General features: G+C 63.5%; 19 protein-coding genes. 12 read left to right on the top strand and 7 right to left on the bottom strand.

What is annotated here, in order from left to right:
• Positions 1-70: 70 nt before the first annotated feature.
• From AC1ROT_RS02935 to AC1ROT_RS02985, 11 genes are read left to right on the top strand one after another with little or no spacing between them, the layout of a single operon-like run.
• Positions 71-1,297: a glycosyltransferase family protein gene (locus AC1ROT_RS02935; RefSeq protein WP_492970219.1), complete on the top strand. Its 1,227-nt coding sequence runs from the start codon at positions 71-73 to the stop codon at positions 1,295-1,297.
• 31 nt (positions 1,298-1,328) lie between these two features.
• Positions 1,329-2,567 carry a glycosyltransferase family 4 protein gene (locus tag AC1ROT_RS02940; protein ID WP_492997158.1) on the top strand — a complete coding sequence of 413 codons (1,239 nt, stop codon included), beginning with the start codon at positions 1,329-1,331 and terminating at the stop codon, positions 2,565-2,567.
• A 7-nt stretch (positions 2,568-2,574) separates the two neighbouring features.
• Positions 2,575-3,714, top strand: coding sequence for a glycosyltransferase family 4 protein (locus AC1ROT_RS02945; RefSeq protein WP_492997159.1), 1,140 nt, complete (start codon positions 2,575-2,577; stop codon positions 3,712-3,714).
• Entirely contained in the window at positions 3,711-4,283 is a 573-nt protein-coding gene (locus AC1ROT_RS02950; protein WP_492970216.1) for a histidine phosphatase family protein, read from the top strand. The genes AC1ROT_RS02945 and AC1ROT_RS02950 overlap by 4 nt, the downstream gene beginning before the upstream one ends.
• A 6-nt stretch (positions 4,284-4,289) precedes the next feature.
• Positions 4,290-5,444 (top strand): glycosyltransferase family protein, encoded by a 1,155-nt coding sequence (locus AC1ROT_RS02955; RefSeq protein WP_492997160.1) that lies wholly within the window; start codon positions 4,290-4,292, stop codon positions 5,442-5,444.
• The gene (locus tag AC1ROT_RS02960; protein ID WP_492997161.1) at positions 5,441-6,238 is read left to right on the top strand and encodes a polysaccharide deacetylase family protein; all 798 of its coding nucleotides are present in this window, start codon (positions 5,441-5,443) and stop codon (positions 6,236-6,238) included. Before AC1ROT_RS02955 ends, AC1ROT_RS02960 begins: the two co-directional genes overlap by 4 nt.
• The gene (locus AC1ROT_RS02965; protein ID WP_492997162.1) at positions 6,235-6,735 is read left to right on the top strand and encodes a hypothetical protein; all 501 of its coding nucleotides are present in this window, start codon (positions 6,235-6,237) and stop codon (positions 6,733-6,735) included. Before AC1ROT_RS02960 ends, AC1ROT_RS02965 begins: the two co-directional genes overlap by 4 nt.
• Positions 6,732-8,654, top strand: a complete 1,923-nt coding sequence (locus AC1ROT_RS02970; protein ID WP_492997163.1) for an ABC transporter ATP-binding protein — start codon at positions 6,732-6,734, stop codon at positions 8,652-8,654. Before AC1ROT_RS02965 ends, AC1ROT_RS02970 begins: the two co-directional genes overlap by 4 nt.
• Positions 8,651-10,552, top strand: coding sequence for an ABC transporter substrate-binding protein (locus AC1ROT_RS02975; protein ID WP_492997164.1), 1,902 nt, complete (start codon positions 8,651-8,653; stop codon positions 10,550-10,552). Before AC1ROT_RS02970 ends, AC1ROT_RS02975 begins: the two co-directional genes overlap by 4 nt.
• Before the next feature lie 18 nt (positions 10,553-10,570).
• Positions 10,571-11,596 carry an ABC transporter permease gene (locus AC1ROT_RS02980; RefSeq protein WP_492970210.1) on the top strand — a complete coding sequence of 342 codons (1,026 nt, stop codon included), beginning with the start codon at positions 10,571-10,573 and terminating at the stop codon, positions 11,594-11,596.
• A gap of 6 nt (positions 11,597-11,602) precedes the next feature.
• The gene (locus AC1ROT_RS02985) at positions 11,603-12,772 is read left to right on the top strand and encodes an ABC transporter permease (RefSeq protein WP_492997165.1); all 1,170 of its coding nucleotides are present in this window, start codon (positions 11,603-11,605) and stop codon (positions 12,770-12,772) included.
• Here the strand turns inward: AC1ROT_RS02985 and AC1ROT_RS02990 are convergent.
• Both AC1ROT_RS02990 and AC1ROT_RS02995 read right to left on the bottom strand, forming a co-directional pair.
• The gene (locus tag AC1ROT_RS02990; protein WP_492997166.1) at positions 12,769-13,584 is read right to left on the bottom strand and encodes a class I SAM-dependent methyltransferase; all 816 of its coding nucleotides are present in this window, start codon (positions 13,582-13,584) and stop codon (positions 12,769-12,771) included. The two genes, AC1ROT_RS02985 and AC1ROT_RS02990, sit on opposite strands and share 4 nt — an antisense overlap.
• Positions 13,585-13,616: 32 nt before the next feature.
• Positions 13,617-14,450: an MBL fold metallo-hydrolase gene (locus AC1ROT_RS02995; RefSeq protein ID WP_492997167.1), complete on the bottom strand. Its 834-nt coding sequence runs from the start codon at positions 14,448-14,450 to the stop codon at positions 13,617-13,619.
• Between the two features lie 122 nt (positions 14,451-14,572).
• Between AC1ROT_RS02995 and AC1ROT_RS03000 the strand changes: the two genes are divergently transcribed.
• On the top strand, positions 14,573-15,328 hold the full coding sequence (locus tag AC1ROT_RS03000; protein ID WP_492997168.1) for an enoyl-CoA hydratase/isomerase family protein: 756 nt from the start codon (positions 14,573-14,575) through the stop codon (positions 15,326-15,328).
• Positions 15,329-15,331: 3 nt separating this feature from the next.
• Here AC1ROT_RS03000 and AC1ROT_RS03005 read toward each other — a convergent pair whose 3' ends face one another.
• The 5 genes from AC1ROT_RS03005 to carA are packed head-to-tail and all read right to left on the bottom strand — an operon-like array spanning position 15,332 to position 21,851.
• Positions 15,332-16,024: a response regulator transcription factor gene (locus AC1ROT_RS03005; RefSeq protein WP_492997169.1), complete on the bottom strand. Its 693-nt coding sequence runs from the start codon at positions 16,022-16,024 to the stop codon at positions 15,332-15,334.
• Positions 16,025-16,034: 10 nt separating this feature from the next.
• Positions 16,035-16,892 carry an alpha/beta hydrolase gene (locus AC1ROT_RS03010; protein WP_492997170.1) on the bottom strand — a complete coding sequence of 286 codons (858 nt, stop codon included), beginning with the start codon at positions 16,890-16,892 and terminating at the stop codon, positions 16,035-16,037.
• Positions 16,893-16,916: 24 nt separating this feature from the next.
• Positions 16,917-17,390 carry a transcription elongation factor GreA gene (gene greA / locus AC1ROT_RS03015; protein WP_492970203.1) on the bottom strand — a complete coding sequence of 158 codons (474 nt, stop codon included), beginning with the start codon at positions 17,388-17,390 and terminating at the stop codon, positions 16,917-16,919.
• Positions 17,391-17,411: 21 nt separating this feature from the next.
• Positions 17,412-20,645 carry a carbamoyl-phosphate synthase large subunit gene (gene carB, locus AC1ROT_RS03020; RefSeq protein ID WP_492997171.1) on the bottom strand — a complete coding sequence of 1,078 codons (3,234 nt, stop codon included), beginning with the start codon at positions 20,643-20,645 and terminating at the stop codon, positions 17,412-17,414.
• A 30-nt stretch (positions 20,646-20,675) separates the two neighbouring features.
• Positions 20,676-21,851, bottom strand: coding sequence for a glutamine-hydrolyzing carbamoyl-phosphate synthase small subunit (gene carA / locus AC1ROT_RS03025; protein WP_492997172.1), 1,176 nt, complete (start codon positions 21,849-21,851; stop codon positions 20,676-20,678).
• Positions 21,852-21,893: the final 42 nt, after the last annotated feature.

The raw sequence follows: 21,893 nt of genomic DNA on the forward strand, positions 1-21,893 counted from the left end.
CCCCCGGGCTATGCCATAGTCCCGAAAGATTATTACCCCAAGTCCCAGCTCCCGCATGGGGGGAATCAGCATGGTATCGCGCAGCGATGGCACCCGTGTGCTGATATACAGCCACGACACCTTTGGACTTGGCCATTTGCGCCGGTGCCGAACGATCGCCCATGCCCTGGTCGAGCGGCACAAGGACATGTCTGTCCTCATCATGTCGGGCTCCCCCATCATCGGCAGCTTCGATTTCCGCAGTCGCGTCGATTTCGTCCGCATCCCCGGCGTGATCAAGCTGCGCGACGGCCAGTACACGTCGCTCAGCCTGCCAATGGATATCGAGGAAACCCTGAAGCTGCGCGCTGAAATCATCCAGCACACGGCACGCGTATTCGACCCCGACATTTTCATCGTCGACAAGGAGCCGCTCGGCCTGCGCGGCGAAGTCCTCGAGACCATGAAAATGCTCAAAACCCGCGGCACCCGCCTAGTTCTGGGCCTGCGTGACGTCATGGACGAACCGAGCGCCCTGAAGCCGGAATGGGAACGCAAGAACGTCATGCCGGCGCTGAAAAACCTGTATGACCAGATTTGGGTCTACGGCCTGCCGCAGTTCTGCGACCCGCTGGAAGGCATTACCCTGCCGGAAAAGGTGCGGCGCAAGGTGGTGTATACCGGCTACCTGCCGCGTTTTTCGGCCGAGGCCACGCCAGAGCACCAGTTGCCGGAAATCACCCAGCGCCCCTTCCTTCTGGTGACCCCGGGCGGCGGCGGCGATGGCGAGGGCCTGATCGAATGGGTGCTGCGCGCCTATGAAAGCAATGAGATGCTGCCCTACCCGGCCCTGATCGTGCTGGGCCCCTTCATGCAGAAAGAGCGTCGCACTGATTTCCTGACGCGAGTCGCCAAGCTGCCGCGCGTCGAGGCCATCACCTTCGATGCCCATATGGAGCATCTGGTGCAGAATGCCGTCGGCGTGCTGGCCATGGGCGGCTACAACACGTTCTGCGAAATCCTCAGCCTGGACAAACGCGCGATCATCGTGCCGCGCAAACGACCGCGCATGGAACAGTATATCCGTGCCGACCGCGCCCAGCAGCTCGGTCTGGTGCGCATGCTGGAAGATGACGGAGAATACAGCCCCGCCGTCATGGCCGCTGCCTTACGCAACCTGCCCCGCCAGCCCCAACCCTCCGAGATCGTCATCCCCGGCCTGCTGGAAGGGCTCGACAATCTTGACCGCCTTGTCCAGCCCTGGCTGCGCCCTTCGGGACAGGCGACGACCGACAATGTTGTCGAGCTGCGGGGCTGAACCCTCGCCGGTACAGTAAAAGCTGAAGCGTATGTCTGCGTCCCCCCCCAACGCCGTTGCCTTCGTATTGAAAGGCTATCCCCGGCTCTCGGAGACTTTCATCGCGCAGGAGATCGCTGCGCTGGAGTCATTGGGGCTGGATATTCTGATCGTGTCCCTGCGCCATCCAACCGACAAAAAGCGCCATCCGCTGCACAATCAGATTCGAGCCAAAGTTCTGTATCTGCCGGAATACCTGTATCAGGAGCCGCTGCGCGTGTTGCGCGGCTGGTGGTGCGCCCGCAGGCTGCCCGGCTATCGGATGGCCTTATCGCAATGGTGGCGCGATCTGAAGCGCGACCGGACCCCAAACCGCATGCGCCGCTTCGGCCAGGCTTTGGTGCTGGCCGCTGAGCTGCCCGCCCCTTATCGCCACCTGCATGCGCATTTCATTCACACACCCGGATCGGTGACGCGCTACGCAGCCCAGATTCTGCAGTATCCCTGGACGGCCTCTGCGCATGCCCGCGACATCTGGATTACACCGGACTGGGAAAAACGCGAAAAGCTGACCGATTGCCGCTGGGCTGTGACATGCACGGCCCATAACGTCACGCATCTGACCGCGCTCAGCGATTCTTCAAAGGTCAGCCTTGTCTATCACGGCCTGGATTTTGGCCGCTTCCCCGATCCGCCAGCCTGGCGCCCCGGGCGCGACGGCCGCGATGCCCAGGACCCGGTACAGGTGCTCTCGATTGGTCGCGCCGTTGAGAAAAAAGGCTTCGATCTCCTGCTGAAATCCCTGGCGCAGCTGCGCGATGACCTGCACTGGCATTTCACGCATATTGGCGGCGGGCCGCTGCTGCCCAGCCTGAAGGAACAGGCCGCCCGGCTCGGGATTGCGGAAAAGATCACCTGGCGTGGCCCCCAGGCCCAGGAGGCGGTGATCGCCGCCTACCGCGAAGCGGATATCTTCGCGCTGGCCTGCCGGCGTGACAGCGACGGCGACATGGATGGATTGCCCAACGTCCTGATGGAGGCGCAGAGCCAGGGCCTGCCCTGTATTTCCAGCGCGATCTCAGCCATTCCGGAACTGATTGTCGATGGCGAAACCGGTCTGTTGGTGCCGGCGGAAAACGCAGACGAGCTGACTGTTGCCCTCAATCACCTGATTGTCGATCCGGCATTGCGAGGTCGGCTTGGCACCCGCGCGGCAGCCCGGGTGCGGCAGGACTTCGGCATGACCCGCGGCATCGCCGAGTTGGCGAAGCGCTTCGGCCTGACGGCCTGAGACGACCATGCGGATCGGCTTCTATGCCCCACTGAAGCCACCGGACCATCCGGCACCGTCGGGCGATCGCCGCATTGCGCGATTGTTCATGGCGGCCCTGCGGGGGCTGGGTCATGAGGTCAACATGATCTCGGATCTTCGCAGCTATAACCGCGATGGCGACCCGGCCAGAGAAGCCGCAACGGCGGCCACAGCAGCCACGGAAGTTGCCCGCCTGCTGGCGAACTGGCAGGCCAATCCACAGGCAAGACCGGACCTGCTTTTCACCTACCATGTCTATCATAAGGCCGCCGACTATCTGGCGCCGGCGCTCAAGGCGCGGGCCGGCATGCCCTATGTCATCGCGGAAGCCTCGGTGGCGCCGAAGCGCAAGAACGGCCCCTGGGCTGCGGGTTATGCCCAGGCTGAAACAGCGATCCGCGCCGCCGACGCCCTGCTGGCCGTGACAACGCTGGACCGCGCCTGTCTGGGTGACCTTGCCGGCCCGGCCAAAGTGATTCCCTTCCCGCCCTTCCTGGAAACCGGTCTGTTCATGACATCCGCCGCGCAACGCGATGATCATCGCCGGGCCATGGCTGCCCGCTTCGCGCTGCCGCCGGACCGGCCGTGGCTGCTCGCGGTCGGCATGATGCGCAGCGGCGACAAGCTCGCATCGTTCCGACGGCTCGCCGAAGCCCTGCCGCTGGCCCTGGATCAGCCGTGGCAACTGCTGCTGGCTGGCGACGGGCCGGAACGCGCTGCCGTCGAAACCGCGTTCGCGCCACTGCGCGAGCGCGTCAGTTTTCTTGGCCAGATGGAATCCGACAGGCTGTCGGCGCTCTACGCGGCCTGCGATCTGTATGTCTGGCCGGCCATCAATGAAGCCTACGGCATGGCTCTGCTCGAAGCCCAGGCGGCCGGCCTGCCGATCCTCTCGGTGATGACCCGTGGCGTGCCGGATATTGTGCGTCATGGGGAAAGCGGCTGGCTCGTCCCCGACGATCAGCCCACAACCTTTGCGGCCGGCCTGCTCCGATTGCTGACAGATCCGGCCGAACGGTTGCGTCTGGCGCTAGCAGCTCCTCGCCATGTGGCCGCCAATCATGCGATGCCGGCCGCCCAGATGCGGCTGACGGCAATTCTGGACCGCCTGGTGCCGGGATCATGACCCGCCTGGTGTTGTTACGGCACGGGCCGACCGAATGGAATGCCGCCGGCCGGTTGCAGGGCCGGGCTGATATTCCGCTGTCCGCGGCCGGCAGCGCGGCTTTCGCAAAGCAGCGGATTCCAGATGCTTATCGTGCGCGCCCATGGTTTGTCAGTCCGCTGCGCCGTGCCCGTGAAACGGCGCAAGCCCTGGGCCTTCAGGCCGCGGTGGCACCAGAGCTGATCGAAATGGACTGGGGGGCCTATGAAGGCCACAGTCTGGCTGACCTGCAGTCCCGATATGGCGCTGCCTTCGCCGAGAACGAAGCCCGCGGCCTGGACCTGCTGCCACCTGGTGGAGAAAGTCCGCGTCAGGTTCAGCAGCGCCTGCTCCCTTGGCTGCAGCGCCTGGATGGCGATTGCGGCGCCGTGACCCACAAGGGTGTGATCCGCGCCATTCTGGCGCTGGCCTTCGACTGGCCGATGCTGGGCAAGCCGCCGGTGAAACTGGACTGGCGCTGCCTGCAGGAATTTCGCATAACCGCTGATGGCCGACCGGAACTGCTGGCGGCCAATATTCCGCTGGAGTGAAACGAGATGACCGCGCCGCGCATTATGATCTATGTGCAGCATCTGCTTGGGGTCGGGCATCTGCATCGCGTGGCCGCCATCGCCCGTGCATTTGCCCGCGCCGGCAGCCCGGTGCAACTGGTCTCGGGCGGCATGCCGGACCCCACCCTGCACGGTCTGGGCGGCGTCAGCTTCGTGCAACTGCCGCCGGCGCGCGCCAAGGATGCCAGCTTCAAGATCCTGCTGGATGAAACCGGTGCCGAGATCACCGATGCCTGGCGCAGCATGCGCATTGCCCGTCTGCAGGGCGTCTTTGACAGTTTCGCGCCGGATGCCCTGCTGACCGAACTGTTCCCCTTCGGCCGCCGGCCGATGCGGTTCGAACTGCTGCCCTTGCTGGCCAATATCCGCCAGCGCCAGCCGCGACCGATGGTGTTCTGCTCGGTGCGCGATATCCTGGTGGACCGCACCAAGCCGGAACGCGACCTGGACAGCATCCAGTGGCTGCAGGACTATTACGATCATGCCCTGATCCACGGCGATCCGGCTGTTGTGCCTTTTGAGAAGACGTTTCCACTGGCCGAACGCATCACCAGTCAACTGCATTACACCGGCTATATTGTGGAGCAGCATGCGATCCCGCAGACCGATGCCGGCCGCGATGAGGTTCTGGTCTCGGCCGGCGGCGGCGCCGTCGGCCTGCCGCTCTTCCGCACGGCACTGGCGGCAAAACCCCTGTCCGCCGCACGCGACAGGCCCTGGCGTTTTCTCGTCAGCCGGCACGAAGACCCGGCGGCGATCGATGACCTGCGCCGGCAGGCCGGTCCGGGCGTCACCATCGAAACGGTGCGGCCGGACTTCCCCGGCATGTTGCGACACTGCCTGCTCTCCATCAGCAAGGCCGGCTACAATACGGTGATGGAAACCCTGAGCAGCGGTGCGCGGGCTGTGGTGGTGCCGTTTGCCGGCGGCGAGGAAACCGAACAGGCCCTGCGCGCCGAACTGCTGGCCGAACGCGGCCTGCTGCAGGTGCTGCGCGAAACCGAGATCACACCCGAGCGGCTGGCCGCGCGTATCGACCAGGCTCTGACCGCGCCGAGGGCGACAGGCCCGGGCATTCGCCTGGATGGCGCCGATTACACGGTGCACTTGGTCCGGCGCTTCCTGGACGAGCGGCGATGACGTCAGCTTTGCCTGACTGGCATGCCCTGACATTGGAACTCGACCGCTGGGCCGCCGAAGGCCGGGCGGCGACATTCTGGTGGCGCGACGACGACGCCGTTGATGCCACGCCGGCGCTGGAGCAGTTGCTCGACCTGCATGAAAGCAGCGCGGCCCCTTTGGCGCTGGCCATTATTCCCGCACAGACGCAGCCGGGACTGGCCGAGCGTTTGAGCGGCCTGCCTGGCATTGTTGCAATGCAACACGGCTTCGCACATGCAAATCACGCAAGCTTGACCGAGAGGAAATCCGAATTCCCCTCTGATCGCCCCCTGACAGCTCGTTTGTCTGACCTGCGAAACGGGCGCGAACGGATGCAGCAGTTCTTCGCGGACTGCCTGCTGCCGGTGCTGGTGCCGCCGTGGAACCGGGCAGCCGGCGACATCCTGCCGGCCCTGCCCGGGCTGGGTTTCACGGCTATCTCCGGTTTCAAGCCCCGCCAGAATTACTGGGCTGCCGATGGCCTGGCCTGGCTCAACACCCATATCGATCCGATTGACTGGCATGGCGGAAATGCCGCCGCCGGGCTCAGCCGGGGCCTGACCACAGGCATCGAAACCCTGCGCGCCATGCGGCTTGGCCAGCTACCGGAGCAAGCTGTCGGCCTGCTCACCCACCACCTGCGGCATGACCAGATGGTGTGGGATTTCATCGCCGGCTTCTTCCGGGCCACCCGGCACCCCGCCGTCCGCTGGGTCGACGCCGCCACCGCGCTGTCCATCGGGCGGCCCGAACCTGTCATGACCCGGTCATGACCCGCCTGTACTACCCCTTTTCCCGGCTGTGGCCGGACTACCTGCGGGCCGGCCTGGGCCTGGTTATCTGTCTGGGACTTCTGTTGTTTGCCGCGCCTCAATCTGTCATTTTTGCCCTGTTGGCTGGTTTGAGCCTGTTACTGACCTGGCTGGGCGCCGTCACTCTGTGGCGCCAGCAGATCGAGATATCACTCGACGAGGCAGGCGTGACATGCACCGGGCGATGGGGTTTGGGGAAGCGGCTGGTCTTGCCATGGCGCGAGGTCCGGCAGGTTACCTTGCGTTATTATTCGACCCGCCGCGACCGCAGCGAAGGCTGGCTGCGGGTGATCGTTGAGGGGAATGGGGGAACTTTGCGCGCCGATAGCGAGTTGATCGGGTTTCCGACTCTGGTCGAACAGGCGTTTGCCGCGGCCGGACGGACCGGCGCTGTCATCGATGAGACCTCCCGTCTTAACGCCGCACGCCTGCGAGCCATGCAAGGGTCACGGCCATGAGCGCCCCGGTCGCCAGCATATCGGACCTCAATGCCAATGTTCTTGAGGTCAAAGACCTCAAAGTGCATTTCGATCTGCCCGAAGGCCTGATCCGGGCTGTCGATGGCGTCAGTTTCCGCATCCCCCAGGGCGGTACCGTGGCTCTGGTTGGCGAGTCCGGTTCCGGCAAGTCGGTGGTCAGCCAGGCCATCCTCGGCATCCTGCCCAAGATGGCCCGCATTGCCGGTGGCGACATTCTGTTCAACGACCCGGAACAGCCCGGGCGCTCGGTGAATATCGCCGCTCTGCCCCGCGGCTCCAGCGCCATGCGCGAACTGCAGGGCGGCCGCATCTCGATCATCTTCCAGGAGCCGATGACGTCGCTCAGTCCGCTCCATACTATCGGCGACCAGATCACCGAGGCGCTGCAATTGCACCGCAAGGCTGATGCAGTCCAGGCGCGCGAACTGACGATGGAAATGCTGCGACTGGTCGGCTTCCCCGATCCGCAGCGCGCCCTGAAGACCTACGCCTTCGAACTCTCCGGCGGCCTGCGCCAGCGCGCCATGATCGCCATGGCGCTGGTATGCCGCCCCGCCCTGCTGGTCGCCGATGAACCGACCACGGCACTGGACGTCACCATTCAGGCCCAGATTCTGAAACTGCTGAAAGATCTGCAGGGCGAACTGGGCATGGCCGTGCTGATGATTACCCATGACCTCGGTGTGGTCGCCAACATGGCCGACGAGATCGTGGTCATGTATCACGGCCAGGTCATGGAACGCGGTGCCCTGCAGGATATTTTCGGTGCACCGCGGCATCCTTATCTCAAGGCCCTGCTGAATGCCGTGCCGCGCTTCAATATGAAGCCGGGCGAGCGACTGGTGCCGATCCGCGAAATCAAAGGTGAGGTCGGCAGCCTGCTGCGCAGCGGCAACAAGCGCCCGCCGACAACCGCGGAAAACGCAACCCTGCTGGATGTCTCCCATATCAGCAAAAGCTTTTCCCTGCGCAAGAGCGGCCTGTTCGGCAAGACCAAGGCTGGCGAAGTGCCTGCCGTCGACGATGTCAGCTTTACCGTAAAGCGCGGCGAGTGCCTGGGACTGGTCGGCGAATCCGGCTGTGGCAAGACCACCACCAGCAAGATGATCCTGCGCGCCGTGGGCACCGACAGCGGCAGCATCCGCTTTCATGATGGCAACCAGATGGTCGACGTCCTGAAACTGGAGGACGACGCGCTGTTCCGCTATCGCCGCCAGGTGCAGTTCATCTTCCAGGACCCCTTTTCGTCGTTGAACCCCCGCATGACGGTGTTCGACATTGTTTCCGAGCCCTTGATCATTCATGGCATCGGCGATGCCGACGAGCGCTTTGCACGCGTCAAGGAACTGATGACACTGGTCGGCCTCGATCCGCGCTTCCTGCGGCGCTACCCGCATTCCTTCTCGGGCGGCCAGCGCCAGCGTATCGGTATCGCCCGTGCGCTCGCCCTGCAACCCGACCTGCTGATCTGTGACGAGCCGGTCTCGGCATTGGATGTCTCGATCCAGGCGCAGATCCTGAATCTGCTGAAGGACCTGAAAAGCGAACTCGGCCTCACCTACCTGTTCATCTCGCACAACCTCGCCGTGGTGGATTATATTGCCGACCGTATCGCCGTGATGTGTGCCGGCCGCCTGGTGGAACTGGCGCCGCGTGAACTGCTGTTTAGCAATCCGATCCATCCCTACACCAAGGCGTTGCTGTCGGCCGTGCCCAAGCCTGATCCCAACAGCCGCCTCGACCTGCGTCTGCTCATGGAAGACAAGGCGTCCAAGCCAGCCGCATGGCCGCGCCCCTTCACTATCGACTCCACGGCGCGTCCGGGCATGATTGAAGTTGGCGATGGCCACCTGGTCCGCGCTGCCGCCTCCGCCGATTTCCGGGACCTGGTTGCATGAAGACCTTATTCGCCCTTTGCATAGCCCTCGGCCTCACGCTTGGCGCCGGATCATCCGTTGCGCAGACACCTGACCTGCAGGAAACCCCGATGTTCGCCGCCGAGGTGAATGCCGGGAAACTGCCGCCGATCGCCAAGCGCTTGCCCGAACATCCGATGATTATCAGCTTCAAGGCGCCGACCGAAGCCGGGCGCCCTGGCGGCGACATGCGCACCCTGATCAGCCGCGCCCGCGAAACCCGGCTGCTCAACGTCATCGGCTATACGCGCCTGGTCGTCTATGATGAAAAATACCAGATCGTGCCCGACCTGGTGGAAAAGCTGGATGTCCAGGAAGAGCGCATCTTCACCTTCCATCTGCGCAAGGGTCATCGCTGGTCGGACGGCCATCCCTTCACGGCCGACGATTTCCGCTATTACTGGGAAGATGTCGCCAACAACAAGGAACTCAACCCTTCCGGTCCACCCGCCGATCTGCTGATCGACGGCGAGCGACCGAAGGTAGAATTCCTTGACGAGACAACGATCCGTTACAGCTGGTCGAAGCGCAATGCCGCCTTCCTGCCCCGCATCGCCGGCACCTCGGCCTTCAATCTCTATCGCCCGGCGCATTACCTGAAGCAGTTCCACAGCCGTTACGCCGATGCGCAGAAGCTGGCGGCACTGGTTACGGCTGAAAAGCGGGCCAACTGGGCCGCCCTGCATAACCGCATGGACAATATGATCGAGGGCGACAATCCCGATCTGCCCGGTCTCGATCCCTGGGTCATCGCCACCAAGCCGCCAGCGGTGCGCTTTATCGCCATGCGCAATCCGTATTTCCATCGCATCGACAGCAACGGCCGCCAGTTGCCCTATCTGGATCGCATTGTCATGACCCAGGCGGACGGCAAGCTGATTCCGGCCAAGAGCGGCGCCGGCGAGGCCGATCTGCAATTCCGCAACATCACGTTCAACAACTTCACCTTCCTGAAGGAAAACGAGAAGCGCGCCGGCTACAAGACGCTGCTGTGGCGCACCGCCAAGGGTTCGCATTTCACGCTCTATCCGAATCTCAATGCCAACGACCCGGTCTGGCGGCGCCTGATGCGCGACGCCCGCTTCCGCCACGCCCTGTCCCTCGGCATAGACCGTCAGGGCATCAATGAATCGCTGTTCTTCGGCCTGGCCATTGAATCGAACAACACCGTGCTGCCCGACAGCCCGCTGTTCAAGCCGGAATACCAGCACACCAATGCCAAGCTGGATTATGCGGCCGCCAACCGCCTGCTGGACCAGATCGGCCTGACCAAGCGCGACGGCAATGGCATCCGACTACTCAGCGATGGCCGGCCGGCGGAAGTGATCGTCGAGACTGCCGGCGAAGACACGGAACAGACCGATATCCTGGAACTGATCGGCGAGAACTGGGCCAAGATCGGCATCAAGCTGTTCGCCAAGCCGAGCCAGCGCGATGTCGTACGCAACCGCATTTTCTCCGGCGAGGCGATCATGTCGGTCTGGGCTGGCCTGGAAAACGGCCTGCCGAATGCCGATACCAAACCCAATGAGCTGGCCCCGACTTCGCAATACGGCCTGCAATGGCCAAAATGGGGACAGTGGCACGAAACCGCCCATCAGTCGGGCGAGCCGGTCGATATGCCGCTGGCGCAGGAACTGTTCGACTTGTACCAGGCCTGGCTCGACACCGGCGATGCCGCCGAACGTGCGCGCATCTGGCACCGCATGCTGGCCATTCACACCGAGCAGACCTTCACCATCGGCGTGATCAGCGGCGTGTTCCAGCCGATCGTCGCCAGCAGGAAGATGATGAACATCCCGAAAGAGGGCGTGTTCAACTGGGATCCCGGCGCTTTCGTCGGCCTCTACCGTCCGGAAACCTTCTGGCTGCAGCCGTAAAGCCGGACGATAGACAACATGCTGACTTACCTCGCGCGTCGACTGCTGCTGATGATCCCCACCCTGCTGGTCATCAGCCTGTTGATCTTTCTGATCATCAAGCTGCCGCCCGGCGACTACCTGAGCAACCAGATCGCCGAATTGCGCGCCCAGGGTGAAACCGGCGCTTTGGAACGCGCGGAATTCCTGCGCCAGCAATATGCCCTCGACCGGCCGTTGTTCGAGCAATACGGCATCTGGATGGGCTTCTGGCCGGGACCGAACGGTTTTTCCGGCCTGCTGCAGGGCGACTGGGGCTGGTCGTTTGAATACAACCGGCCGGTTGGCGAACTGATCGGCGACCGGTTGGCGATGACCGCCATCATCAACGTCTTCACCATCATCTTCATTTACCTGGTTGCCTTCCCCATCGGCGTCTATTCCGCCACACGGCAATATTCATGGGGCGACTATGGCTTCACGCTGCTGGGCTATATCGGCCTGGCAACGCCGAATTTCCTGCTTGCCCTGGTGCTGCTTTATTATTCGAACATCTGGTTCGGCGTCAGCATGGGTGGCCTTGTCGACCCTGAACTGATCGATGCGCCCTGGAATGGCGAAAAGATCCGCTCGCTCATGGTGCATATGATCGTTCCCGTCATTGTCATCGGCACGTCGGGCACGGCGGCCATGATCCGCCGGTTGCGCGCCAATCTGCTGGATGAGTTGCAGAAACAGTATGTCACGACGGCGCGGGCCAAGGGCCTGCCGCCCCTGCGCATGCTGGTGAAGTATCCCATCCGCATGGCACTCAATCCCTTCATCGCCGATATCGGCAACCTGCTGCCGTCCATCGTCTCCGGCTCGGTGATCGTGTCGGTGGTGATGAGCCTGCCGACCGCCGGGCCGATGCTGCTCGGTGCGCTTCAGTCGCTTGACCAGTATCTGGCCGGCTCCTTCCTGATGTTCCTCGCCCTGCTGACCGTGATCGGCATGCTGGTTTCCGATATCCTGCTGGCGTTGCTCGATCCCCGCATCCGCCTCGCCGGCGGCCAGGCCAAGTAGGACCCCATGAGCAGCGATCAGAACCGCCAGCCCGTGGAACACTGGGTCAACCCGCAGCCCTTCGATCCCCATTCGATCGAGGCCATGACCCCGGGCCAGGAGCAGTATTACCGGGCCTCGCAATGGAAAATGATGTGGTGGAAATTCCGCCGCCATCGTCTGGGGCTGTGGAGCGGCGTGATCCTGCTGATCATCTACGCCTCCACGCTGTTCTCGGAAATTATTGCGCCTTACAACCTGCAAACCCGCAATCCACGCGGCATCTATGCGCCGCCCCACGAAATCCACCTGTTCCACGAAGGCAGCTTCGTCGGACCCTTTGTTTACGGCCAGCGCTTCAAGATGAATACCGAAACGCTGAAGCGCGAATATACGCCGGACCTCAACCGGGTGCAGAAGCTGCGCTTCTTCTGCCAGGGCGATGCCTATGATTTCTGGGGTATGGTGCCCATGCGGTTCCATCTCGTCTGTCCGGCCGAAAACGGTGAGTTCTATCTGCTCGGCACCGACCGCCTCGGGCGCGATATCTTTTCGCGTATCGTCTATGGCACCCGCATCTCGCTGACGGTCGGCCTGATCGGCATCGCCATCAGCTTCATCATCGGCATCGTGCTGGGCGGCATCTCCGGCTATTACGGCGGCTGGATCGATACGGTGATCCAGCGCCTGATCGAGTTGATCCGCTCGCTGCCGGAACTGCCGCTGTGGATGGCATTATCCGCGGCCCTGCCCATCACCTGGTCGCCGATCCTGGTTTATTTCGGCATCACCATCATCCTGGGACTGCTCGACTGGCCCGGACTGGCGCGGGCCGTGCGCTCCAAGCTGCTCAGTCTGCGCGAAGAGGATTTTGCCACGGCGGCAAAGCTGATGGGCGCCTCGCCCAGCCGCATCATCGGTCGTCACCTGTTGCCCAGCTTCATGAGCCATCTGATCGCCTCGGCCACGCTTTCCGTGCCGTCGATGATCCTGGGCGAAACCGCGCTGTCCTTCCTTGGTCTGGGCCTGCGGCCGCCGATCACCTCCTGGGGCGTTCTGCTGAACGAGGCCCAGAATATCAATGTGGTGGCGCTGTATCCCTGGCTGATGGCGCCGGCCCTGCCGGTCATCATCGTGGTTCTGGCTTTCAACTTCTTTGGCGATGGCCTGCGCGACGCCGCCGATCCCTACCGCTAGGCCGGTTTCACCAGCCACAGGCTGGCGGGCCGCGCCTCCGCCACATGCGGCAGGCGGCCGATCACACTGCCCCTGACCGCCGCTGCCATCCGTGTCAGGGCGTAATGGCTGGAAAAGAGCGGCCGGAAACCGCCCGCCAGCAGAGCGCCAATCAGCTGCTGCTCGTTATAGCCACGCCAGGCCCAATCGGGCGGGTAGTCGTCGGGCAGGAAAATATCGTGGATATGCACCAGCACGCCGGGCGGCAATGCCGGCAGCACGCGGTTGAACAGCCAGTCGACATCGCTGCCCGGCATCAGGATATGGCTGGAATCGATGAACAGGATATCGCCGGGCTGCAGGGCCGCGAACAGCGCCGGATCGGCGGTCTGCACGATGGCGGGGATGAAACGCACCGGCAGGCCGGTCAGGGCCGCGCGCGGTTGCGGATCGATGGCGATTATTTCGGTGGTCAGGCCGGCATCGGCCACGGCACGGGCCAGGAAGCGCGTGGAATGGCCGGAGCCGACCTCGATGATCCGCTTGGGTGCATGCTGCCGCACCAGCGTATAGGCAGCGACGGCATCAAGCGTCGGGAACCAGCTTTGCGTAAACCGCGGCGCGGGCGGCGGCGCCTTTTCTGCGGCCACGGATAACAGCGCGTCGGCAAAACTGTCGGCCTGCCGCAGCACATCGGCAAAGACCGGCTCGGCCGCAGCAAACTGCCCGGCGATAGCATCGTAAACCGGCTGACGTGCGGCGATGCCATCGGCATAGCGATAGGGAATGAAAAATCCTTGCGCGCGCAGGCCAAGGATCGTCTGCAGCCCCATGCGGAGCCGCCGCCAGTGCAGGCCGGCCGGCATCAGGGCCGCAGGACCAGGCCCTCGCGGGCCACCACCGATCCGGGGCGCACGACAGCCACGTCGGCGGCCACCTTGTCCATGAAGGCGTCGTCGTGATCGGGGTCGTGATGGAACACCACGAAGGTCTTCACGCCGGCAGCATCGCAAAGCTTGGCGCCGGCCTGCCAGGTGGAATGGCCCCAGCCCTTGCGGCAGCTATGCTCCTCGGCGGTGTACATCGAGTCATAGATGACGATGTCGGCGCCCGCGATCAGCTTCAGGATATTCTCGTCCATGCCCTGTTCGGGATGCTCGGTATCGGTCAGGTAGCAGATCGACTTGCCCTGGAATTCGACACGATACCCGGTGGCAAGATCGGGATGGCTCAGCGGGCCGGTGCGCACGGTCACGCCCGGATGCGGCTGCAGCACCGCGCCCTGCGCGAAATCATGGAAGGATATCTTCGCCTGGAAGATTTCTAGCGGTACCGGAAACAGCGGCGAGCACATCATCTGCTTCAGCACGCCCTTGATGCCACCGGTATCGGTAACATGGCCGGCATGGATGCGGAATGTATTGCGCGGATCGAAGGCCGGGCAGAAATGCGGCATGCCGCAGACATGGTCGTAATGGGTATGGCTGAAGAAGATATCGGCATCGATCGGCTGCTTTCGCTCGCTGAGCGCAATACCCAGCGCGCGCACGCCGGTGCCGGTATCGAAGATCAGCAGGTGCGAGCCACATCGCACCTCGATCGACGAAGTGTTGCCCCCATAGCGCATCACTTCCGGCGAACCGACGGCAATACTGCCGCGCACGCCCCAGAAGCGAACGTAAAAATCCTCAACCCCCACCGTGGCCTCCTTTTTCCCGTCAGCGTCGAGGGATGGAGAGCCTTCTATGCCGACTGAGCCTTGCCGGTCAGCGAGGTCTGTGCGGAAATCTGTCATGGAGAAGATTAAGGGCGGGCGGGCGCATGTCTCAAGCGTTTATTACTGAAATCCAAGGTTCCTTGGCGACCGTCACATTTTGCCACCCGGAAAAGCACAATGCCTTGGAAATTGCCGACCTGGACGCGCTTGACGCTGCGTTAATAGAGCTGTCCGGACGATCCGATATCCGCACATTGCTGCTCTGCGCCCAGGGGAAGAGCTTTTGCGCCGGCGTCGATTTCGGCTCGGTGGCCGGCCATGACTGGCGCGACAATCCCCTGGAGCGCGTCTGCGACCGCCTGGAAACGCTGCCCTTTCCCACGCTCTGCGTGCTGCAGGGTGGCGTCTATGGCGGCGGCACCGATCTGGCGCTGGCCTGCGATTTCCGTCTTGGTCGCGAAGACATCCGCTGTTTCATTCCACCAGCGAAACTTGGGATCCAGTACCACCCGCATGGACTGAAGCGCGCTGTCACCCGGCTGGGGCTCGGCCCGGCCAAGCGCCTGTTCCTGGCCACGGAAACCTTCGATGCCGCCGAAATGCTGCGCACCGGGTTTCTCGACTGGCTGGTTCAGGCTGATGAACTGGAGGCCCGGGCGCAGGCGCTGGCCGCCACACTGTCCAGCCTCGCTCCGCTGGCCGTGCGGGGCATGAAGCAAAGCCTGAACGAGATCATCAATGGCCTGTTCGACGAGCGCGCGGCCCGCGACCGCGCCGCCGGCAGTTTCCGCACCGGGGATTTTGCCGAGGGCCGCCTGGCCATGGGCGAGAAGCGTCCGCCGAGATTTACCGGCGCATAAGCCCTATGGCTGCAGGCGGTAGCCGCCCGGATCGGTGATCAGCAGCCGCGCCGCGCCGGGATCGCGCTCGATCTTCTGGCGCAGGCGATAGATATGGGTCTCGAGCGTATGGGTCGAGACGCCGGCATTGTAGCCCCAGACCTCGGCCAGCAGGGTCTCGCGCGGCACCGGCTTGGTGCCGGCGCGCAGCAGGTATTTCAGGATCGCGGTTTCCTTTTCGGTCAGCCGCACCTTCTTGCCGGCCTTCTCGGTATCCAGCAGCATCTTGTTGGAGGGCCGGAAGCTGTAGGGCCCGATCGAAAAGACCGCATCCTCGCTCTGCTCGAACTGGCGCAGCTGCGCCCGGATACGGGCCAGCAGCACCCCCAGCTTGAACGGCTTGATGACATAGTCGTTGGCGCCGGATTCCAGACCCAGGATGGTGTCGGCCTCGCCATCGGCCGCCGTCAGCATAATGATCGGTGCGCGCATGCCCTGTTCGCGCATCTTGCGGCACAGGTCGCGGCCATCCATATCGGGCAGACCGACATCCAGCAGCACCAGATCGAAATGCTCGCCCGGCAACAGCTTCAGTGCCGCAGCGGCATCGTTGACGCAGAGCGTGGAGAATTCGCGCGTGGTTTCCAGCTGTTCTGCCAGCAGACTCTGCAGGATGGTGTCGTCATCCACCAGCAGCAGGCGTTTTGGTCCGCTCATCGTTTCCCCCTCAGCGCAGCCGCGCGGCCATTGCGTCGTGCAAGGCCCGGCCAGGCAGCACCAGTTCGTCGATGATATCGAAATGATGCCGGTCAGGCGCTGTGATCGCAGTCACCTTGCTGCGGCCAAGCGCCTGCCAGGCCGTCACGAAATCGTGTTGCTGCTGGTGGAAAGCCGGCGTTTCCGCCCCGCCCACGGCGCAAACCAATGGCGGCAATGGTCCGCCGAAGTCCGGCAGCAGCAGCAGCGGCGAATTGCGCGCCGCCACCACCTGATCCATGCCCAGCTTGTCGTTCAGGTAGGTCTGCTGGATCGGCCGCAGGTCATGCAGGCCGGAAACCGAAAACCCGCTTTTCACCAGATCGGCGGGCGCGGCGCCATCCAGCTTTGCCCAGTCGGTCAGCAGCGCCATGGCGGTCAGATGGCCGCCGGCGGAATGACCGCTGACATGGACGCGGTTGCGGTCGAAACCGAGCGGCGCCGCCTCACGCCAGAGGAACAGGATGGCGCGGCGGATCGAGGCGACGATGCGGTCCATATCCGCCTCGGGCCCGATCGGATAATTCACCACTGCCACATTGGCCAGGCCGGTGGGCACATAGCCGGTGGCGAGATAGGCATTCTCGTTCTTGGTCAGCGCCTGCCAGTAGCCGCCATGGATGAACACCAGCAACGGGCCGTCGGCCTGGGGGAGCGTGAAAAGGTCCAGCGTCTCGCGCGGATGCGGCCCGTAGGCGATATCCTTGCGGCAGGGCAGCGTCTGCCGCGCCTCAGCACTGCGCGTGGCCCAGCGCTCCAGGTCCTGCGGATGCGTCGGCACCGCGGCGCGGTTGTTATACAGCTTGTCGAGAGCGGCGCGATCAGACATCGGCTCCCTCGCTGCTATCCGGTTTTACTTGAAGCCGACCGAGACGATTTCGTAGGCCTTGGTGCCGCCGGGCGTGGTGACCTCGACATTCTCACCGGCGGCCTTGCCAACCAGCGCCCGCGCCAGCGGCGCGGTGATCGACAGCAGGCCGGCCTTGATATCGGCCTCGTCGGCGCCAACGATCTGGTAGGTGCTTTCTTCGTCGGTATCCTCGTCAGCCAGCACGACGGTGGCGCCGAACTTGATCTTGTCGCCCGACAGCTTGGATACGTCGATCACCTCGGCGCGGCTGAGCTTGTCTTCAACCTCGAGGATGCGCGTCTCGATCCAGCCCTGACGCTCCTTCGCCGCATGATATTCGGCATTTTCGGACAGGTCGCCATGCTCGCGCGCTTCCGAGATCGCGCGGATCACCGACGGCCGTTCGACCGATTTCAAATTCTTCAGCTCGGCCTCCAGGCGCTGGTAGCCGGTCGCGGTCATCGGAATCTTCTGCATAATTCCCTTCCTGTCTGACCGTTAAAAGTAGGCTTGGAGGGGGACGACCGCAAGGCTTCCTGACCGCAGGGCCTCAATTGCCCGCACCGCGGCCTTGGCGCCGGCCACGGTGGTGAAATACGGAATCTTGTTCATCAGCGCCGTACGCCGAAGGTCGAAGCTGTCGCGGATCGAGGCCGAGCCTTCAGAGGTGTTGAAGACCAGCTGGATAGCGCCGTTCTTCATGGAATCCACCACATGCGGGCGACCCTCCATCACCTTGTTGACGCGACTGACGGCGATGCCGTGCTCCTCGAAGAAGCGGGCCGTGCCGGTGGTGCCGACGATCTCGAAGCCCATGGAAATCAAGCGCCGCGCCGCATCCACCAGGGCGGGTTTGTCGCCATCGCGCACCGAAATGAACACGCTGCCCTTGGGCGGCAGGATGGTGCCGGCCGCCAGCTGCGCCTTGGCAAAGGCCGTGCCGAAATCGCGGTCGATGCCCATCACTTCGCCGGTCGACTTCATCTCCGGGCCGAGAATGATGTCGACGCCGGGGAAGCGGGCGAACGGGAAGACCGCTTCCTTGACGGCAATATGATCAACCTTGGTCTCGTGCAGATTGAAGCTGGCCAGCTTCTCGCCCGCCATGACGCGCGAGGCGATCTTGGCCAGCGGCACGCCAATGGCCTTGGCGACGAAGGGCACGGTGCGCGAGGCGCGCGGATTGACCTCAAGGATATAAACCGTGCCGTCCTTGACCGCATATTGCACGTTCATCAGGCCGACGACCTTCAGGGCCCGGGCGAGTGCCTGGGTCTGCGTCTTGATCTCGGCAATGATATCCGGCGCCAGGCTGTAAGGCGGCAGGGTGCAGGCGCTGTCGCCGGAATGGATTCCGGCTTCTTCGATATGCTCCATCACGCCGGCAACGAACTGCGTTTCCGCATCGGCCAGGCAGTCGACATCGACCTCGATGGCATCCGACAGGTAGCTGTCGATCAGCACCGGCGAATTCCCCGAAACCTTCACGGCCTCAGTCATGTAGCGTTCGAGCTGGGCATTGGTGCGCACGATTTCCATGGCGCGGCCACCCAGCACATAAGACGGGCGGATCACCACCGGATAGCCGATCTTCGCCACCACAGCGCGAGCCTCGTCTTCCGAACGCGCAATACCATTGACCGGCTGCTTCAGATTCAGCTGCTGCAGCAGCTGCTGGAAGCGTTCGCGGTCCTCAGCCAGGTCGATGGCATCCGGCGAGGTGCCCAGGATCGGCACTTTTGCCGCTTCCAGGCCGGCCGCGAGCTTCAGCGGCGTCTGGCCGCCGAACTGCACGATCACGCCCAGCAGCGTGCCCGCCGACATCTCGACGCGCACGATCTCCAGCACGTCTTCCACGGTCAGAGGCTCGAAATACAGGCGGTCCGAGGTGTCGTAATCGGTGGACACGGTTTCCGGGTTGCAGTTGACCATGATGGTCTCGAACCCGGCTTCCTTCAGCGCATAGGCCGCATGCACGCAGCAGTAATCGAACTCGATGCCCTGGCCGATGCGGTTTGGACCGCCGCCCAGGATCATCACCTTCTTGCGGTCCTGCGGCTGCGCCTCGCATTCGGCATTCGGCCCGAATTCATAGGTCGAATACATATAGGGCGTGCGGCTTTCGAATTCCGCCGCGCAGGTATCGACGCGCTTGAACACCGGCACGACACCGAGCTTGCGGCGGGCCGCCGAAACCTCGGCTTCCGGCTGCTGCACCAGCTCGGCCAAACGGGCATCGGAGAAGCCCATGCGCTTCAGGGCCTGCAGATTATCGGCATCCTTGGGCAGGCCAGCTTTGCGGACCCGCTCCTCGGTCTGCACGATCTCTTCGATCTGCTCCAGGAACCAGGGATCGTATTTGCAGGCGGCATGAATCTCGGCAACGCTCAGGCCATGACGGAAAGCCTGGGCGATCACCAGCAGGCGATCCGGCGTCGGCTTGGCCAATGCTGCAACGATGGCATCCTTGCCATCCACATCATCGGCATTGGCGATAGCCACTTCGTTCAGACCGGTCAGGCCGGTTTCCATCGAGCGCAGCACCTTCTGCAGGCTCTCCTGGAAGCTGCGGCCCATCGACATCGCCTCGCCCACCGACTTCATCGAGGTGTTCAGCAGGCGGTCGGTGCCGGGGAACTTCTCGAAGGTGAAGCGCGGCATCTTGGTGACGATGTAGTCGATGGTCGGCTCGAACGACGCCGGCGTCACGCCGGTGATGTCGTTCATCAGTTCGTCCAGCGTATAGCCGACCGCCAGCTTGGCGGCGACCTTGGCAATCGGGAAGCCGGTGGCCTTGGAGGCCAGCGCGGACGACCGCGACACGCGCGGATTCATCTCGATCACCACCATGCGGCCGTCGGCCGGGTTGACGGCGAACTGCACGTTCGAACCGCCGGTCTCCACGCCAATCTCACGCAGCACCGCCATCGAGGCGTCGCGCATGATCTGGTATTCCTTGTCGGTGAGCGTCAGGGCCGGCGCAACGGTGACGCTGTCGCCGGTATGCACGCCCATCGGATCGATATTCTCGATCGAGCAGATGATGATGCAGTTGTCCTTGCGGTCGCGGACAACCTCCATCTCGTATTCCTTCCAGCCGAGCACCGACTCATCGATCAGCACTTCGGTGGTGGGCGAGGCATCGAGGCCGCGGGTGACGATCTCGTCGAATTCCTCATGCGTATAGGCGATGCCGCCGCCGGTGCCGGCCAGCGTAAACGACGGGCGGATGACCGCCGGCAGGCCCACAGTGGGCAGCAGGGCGCGCGCTTCGTCCAGCGTATGCGCGGTGCCAGACCGCGGCATGTCGAGTTTCAGGCGGTTCATCGCCTGGCGGAACTGCTCGCGGTCCTCGGCCATCTCGATGGCTTCGCGCGTGGCGCCGATCATCTTGACGCCGAACTGCTTGAGCACGCCCATCTCGTCCAGCTTCATCGCGGTATTCAGCGCAGTCTGGCCGCCCATGGTGGGCAGCAGCGCGTCGGGCCGCTCTTTCTCGATCACCTTGGCGACGATCTCGGGTGTGATCGGTTCGATATAGGTGGCATCCGCCAGACCCGGATCGGTCATGATCGTGGCCGGGTTCGAGTTGATCAGGATGACGCGATAGCCTTCCTCGCGCAGCGCCTTGCAAGCCTGCGTGCCGGAATAGTCGAACTCGCAGGCCTGGCCGATCACGATGGGACCGGCGCCGATGATCAGGATGCTTTTGATGTCAGTACGTTTGGGCATGATTCACCTGGGAGCGAAGCGCGCGCGGGATTAACCGCGCTGCTGCTCCATCAACTCTGCAAAGCGTTTGAACAGATAATGGCTGTCCTGCGGACCGGGCGAGGCCTCAGGGTGATGCTGCACCGAGAAGACCGGCTTGTCGGTCAGCTTGATGCCTTCATTGGAACCGTCGAACAGCGACACATGGGTGCGCACCACGTTCTGCGGCAGGGTTTCTTCAATCACGCAGAAGCCGTGATTCTGGCTGGTGATCTCCACCTTGCCGGTCTCCAGGTCCTTGACCGGATGATTGGCGCCGCGATGTCCGCGATCCATTTTGCCGGTCTTGCCGCCGAGCGCGAGCGCCAGCATCTGATGACCGAGGCAGATGCCGAACACCGGCTTGCCGCTGTCGACCAGCGCCTTGATCGTCGGCACAGCATATTCACCGGTCGCCGCCGGATCGCCGGGGCCGTTCGACAGGAAAACGCCGTCAGGTTTATGACGCATCACGTCTTCCGCCGTGGCGTTGCCCGGCACGACGGTAACCTTTGCGCCGATATCGGCCAGGCAGCGCAGGATGTTGCGCTTGATGCCGTAGTCGATGGCGACGACATGGAATTTCGGGTTGGTCAGCTTGCCGTAGCCCTTGCCGAGCTGCCAGCGCGTCTCGTCCCAGCTGTAGGTCTGCCGGCAGGTGACCTCGGCGGCGAGGTCCATGCCTTCCAGGCCCGGCCAGCCCTTGGCCTTCGCATGGAGCGCCGCCAGGTCGAACTTGCCGTCGCGGCGATGCGCGATCACGCCGTTCGGCGCGCCCTGGTCGCGGATGCGCCGGGTCATGGCGCGGGTATCGATGCCGGACACGCCGATCAGGCCGCGCAGCTTCAGCCAGTCGGTCAGCTGGCTGTTGTTGCGGAAGTTGGACGGGCCGGTGATCGGCGCGCGCAGGATCAGGCCGCGGGCCGCAATGCCCTGCGTCTCAATGTCTTCAGCATTCGTGCCGACATTGCCGATATGCGGGAAGGTGAAGGTGATGATCTGGCCGGCATAGGAGGGATCGGTGAGGATTTCCTGGTAGCCGGTCATCGAGGTGTTGAAGCAGACCTCGCCCACCGCGTCGCCCTCGACGCCGGTGCCGTGGCCCCAGTAGACGCTGCCATCGGCCAGCACCACCACGCCCGTATAACCCGGTCCGGGTGCGGCGGCGTATTTCGGTGTCTCGGCCATGATGGGCTCCATACTCTCGGCAAGGCAGACGTCAGGCCGCAA

Source organism: Ferrovibrio sp. GW821-FHT12E11, from assembly GCF_058806975.1.

Excerpts from the sequence above, each read along its gene's own strand:
- AC1ROT_RS03005 (WP_492997169.1), bottom strand. The coding sequence starts at position 16,024 with ATGAGCGGACCAAAACGCCTGCTGCTGGTGGATGACGACACCATCCTG.
- AC1ROT_RS02985 (WP_492997165.1), top strand. The coding sequence starts at position 11,603 with ATGAGCAGCGATCAGAACCGCCAGCCCGTGGAACACTGGGTCAACCCG.
- AC1ROT_RS03000 (WP_492997168.1), top strand. The coding sequence starts at position 14,573 with ATGTCTCAAGCGTTTATTACTGAAATCCAAGGTTCCTTGGCGACCGTC.
- AC1ROT_RS02950 (WP_492970216.1), top strand. The coding sequence starts at position 3,711 with ATGACCCGCCTGGTGTTGTTACGGCACGGGCCGACCGAATGGAATGCC.
- carB (WP_492997171.1), bottom strand. The coding sequence starts at position 20,645 with ATGCCCAAACGTACTGACATCAAAAGCATCCTGATCATCGGCGCCGGT.
- AC1ROT_RS02970 (WP_492997163.1), top strand. The coding sequence starts at position 6,732 with ATGAGCGCCCCGGTCGCCAGCATATCGGACCTCAATGCCAATGTTCTT.
- AC1ROT_RS03010 (WP_492997170.1), bottom strand. The coding sequence starts at position 16,892 with ATGTCTGATCGCGCCGCTCTCGACAAGCTGTATAACAACCGCGCCGCG.
- AC1ROT_RS02935 (WP_492970219.1), top strand. The coding sequence starts at position 71 with ATGGTATCGCGCAGCGATGGCACCCGTGTGCTGATATACAGCCACGAC.
- carA (WP_492997172.1), bottom strand. The coding sequence starts at position 21,851 with ATGGCCGAGACACCGAAATACGCCGCCGCACCCGGACCGGGTTATACG.
- AC1ROT_RS02975 (WP_492997164.1), top strand. The coding sequence starts at position 8,651 with ATGAAGACCTTATTCGCCCTTTGCATAGCCCTCGGCCTCACGCTTGGC.
- AC1ROT_RS02955 (WP_492997160.1), top strand. The coding sequence starts at position 4,290 with ATGACCGCGCCGCGCATTATGATCTATGTGCAGCATCTGCTTGGGGTC.
- AC1ROT_RS02960 (WP_492997161.1), top strand. The coding sequence starts at position 5,441 with ATGACGTCAGCTTTGCCTGACTGGCATGCCCTGACATTGGAACTCGAC.
- greA (WP_492970203.1), bottom strand. The coding sequence starts at position 17,390 with ATGCAGAAGATTCCGATGACCGCGACCGGCTACCAGCGCCTGGAGGCC.
- AC1ROT_RS02990 (WP_492997166.1), bottom strand. The coding sequence starts at position 13,584 with ATGGGGCTGCAGACGATCCTTGGCCTGCGCGCGCAAGGATTTTTCATT.
- AC1ROT_RS02980 (WP_492970210.1), top strand. The coding sequence starts at position 10,571 with ATGCTGACTTACCTCGCGCGTCGACTGCTGCTGATGATCCCCACCCTG.
- AC1ROT_RS02965 (WP_492997162.1), top strand. The coding sequence starts at position 6,235 with ATGACCCGCCTGTACTACCCCTTTTCCCGGCTGTGGCCGGACTACCTG.
- AC1ROT_RS02940 (WP_492997158.1), top strand. The coding sequence starts at position 1,329 with ATGTCTGCGTCCCCCCCCAACGCCGTTGCCTTCGTATTGAAAGGCTAT.
- AC1ROT_RS02945 (WP_492997159.1), top strand. The coding sequence starts at position 2,575 with ATGCGGATCGGCTTCTATGCCCCACTGAAGCCACCGGACCATCCGGCA.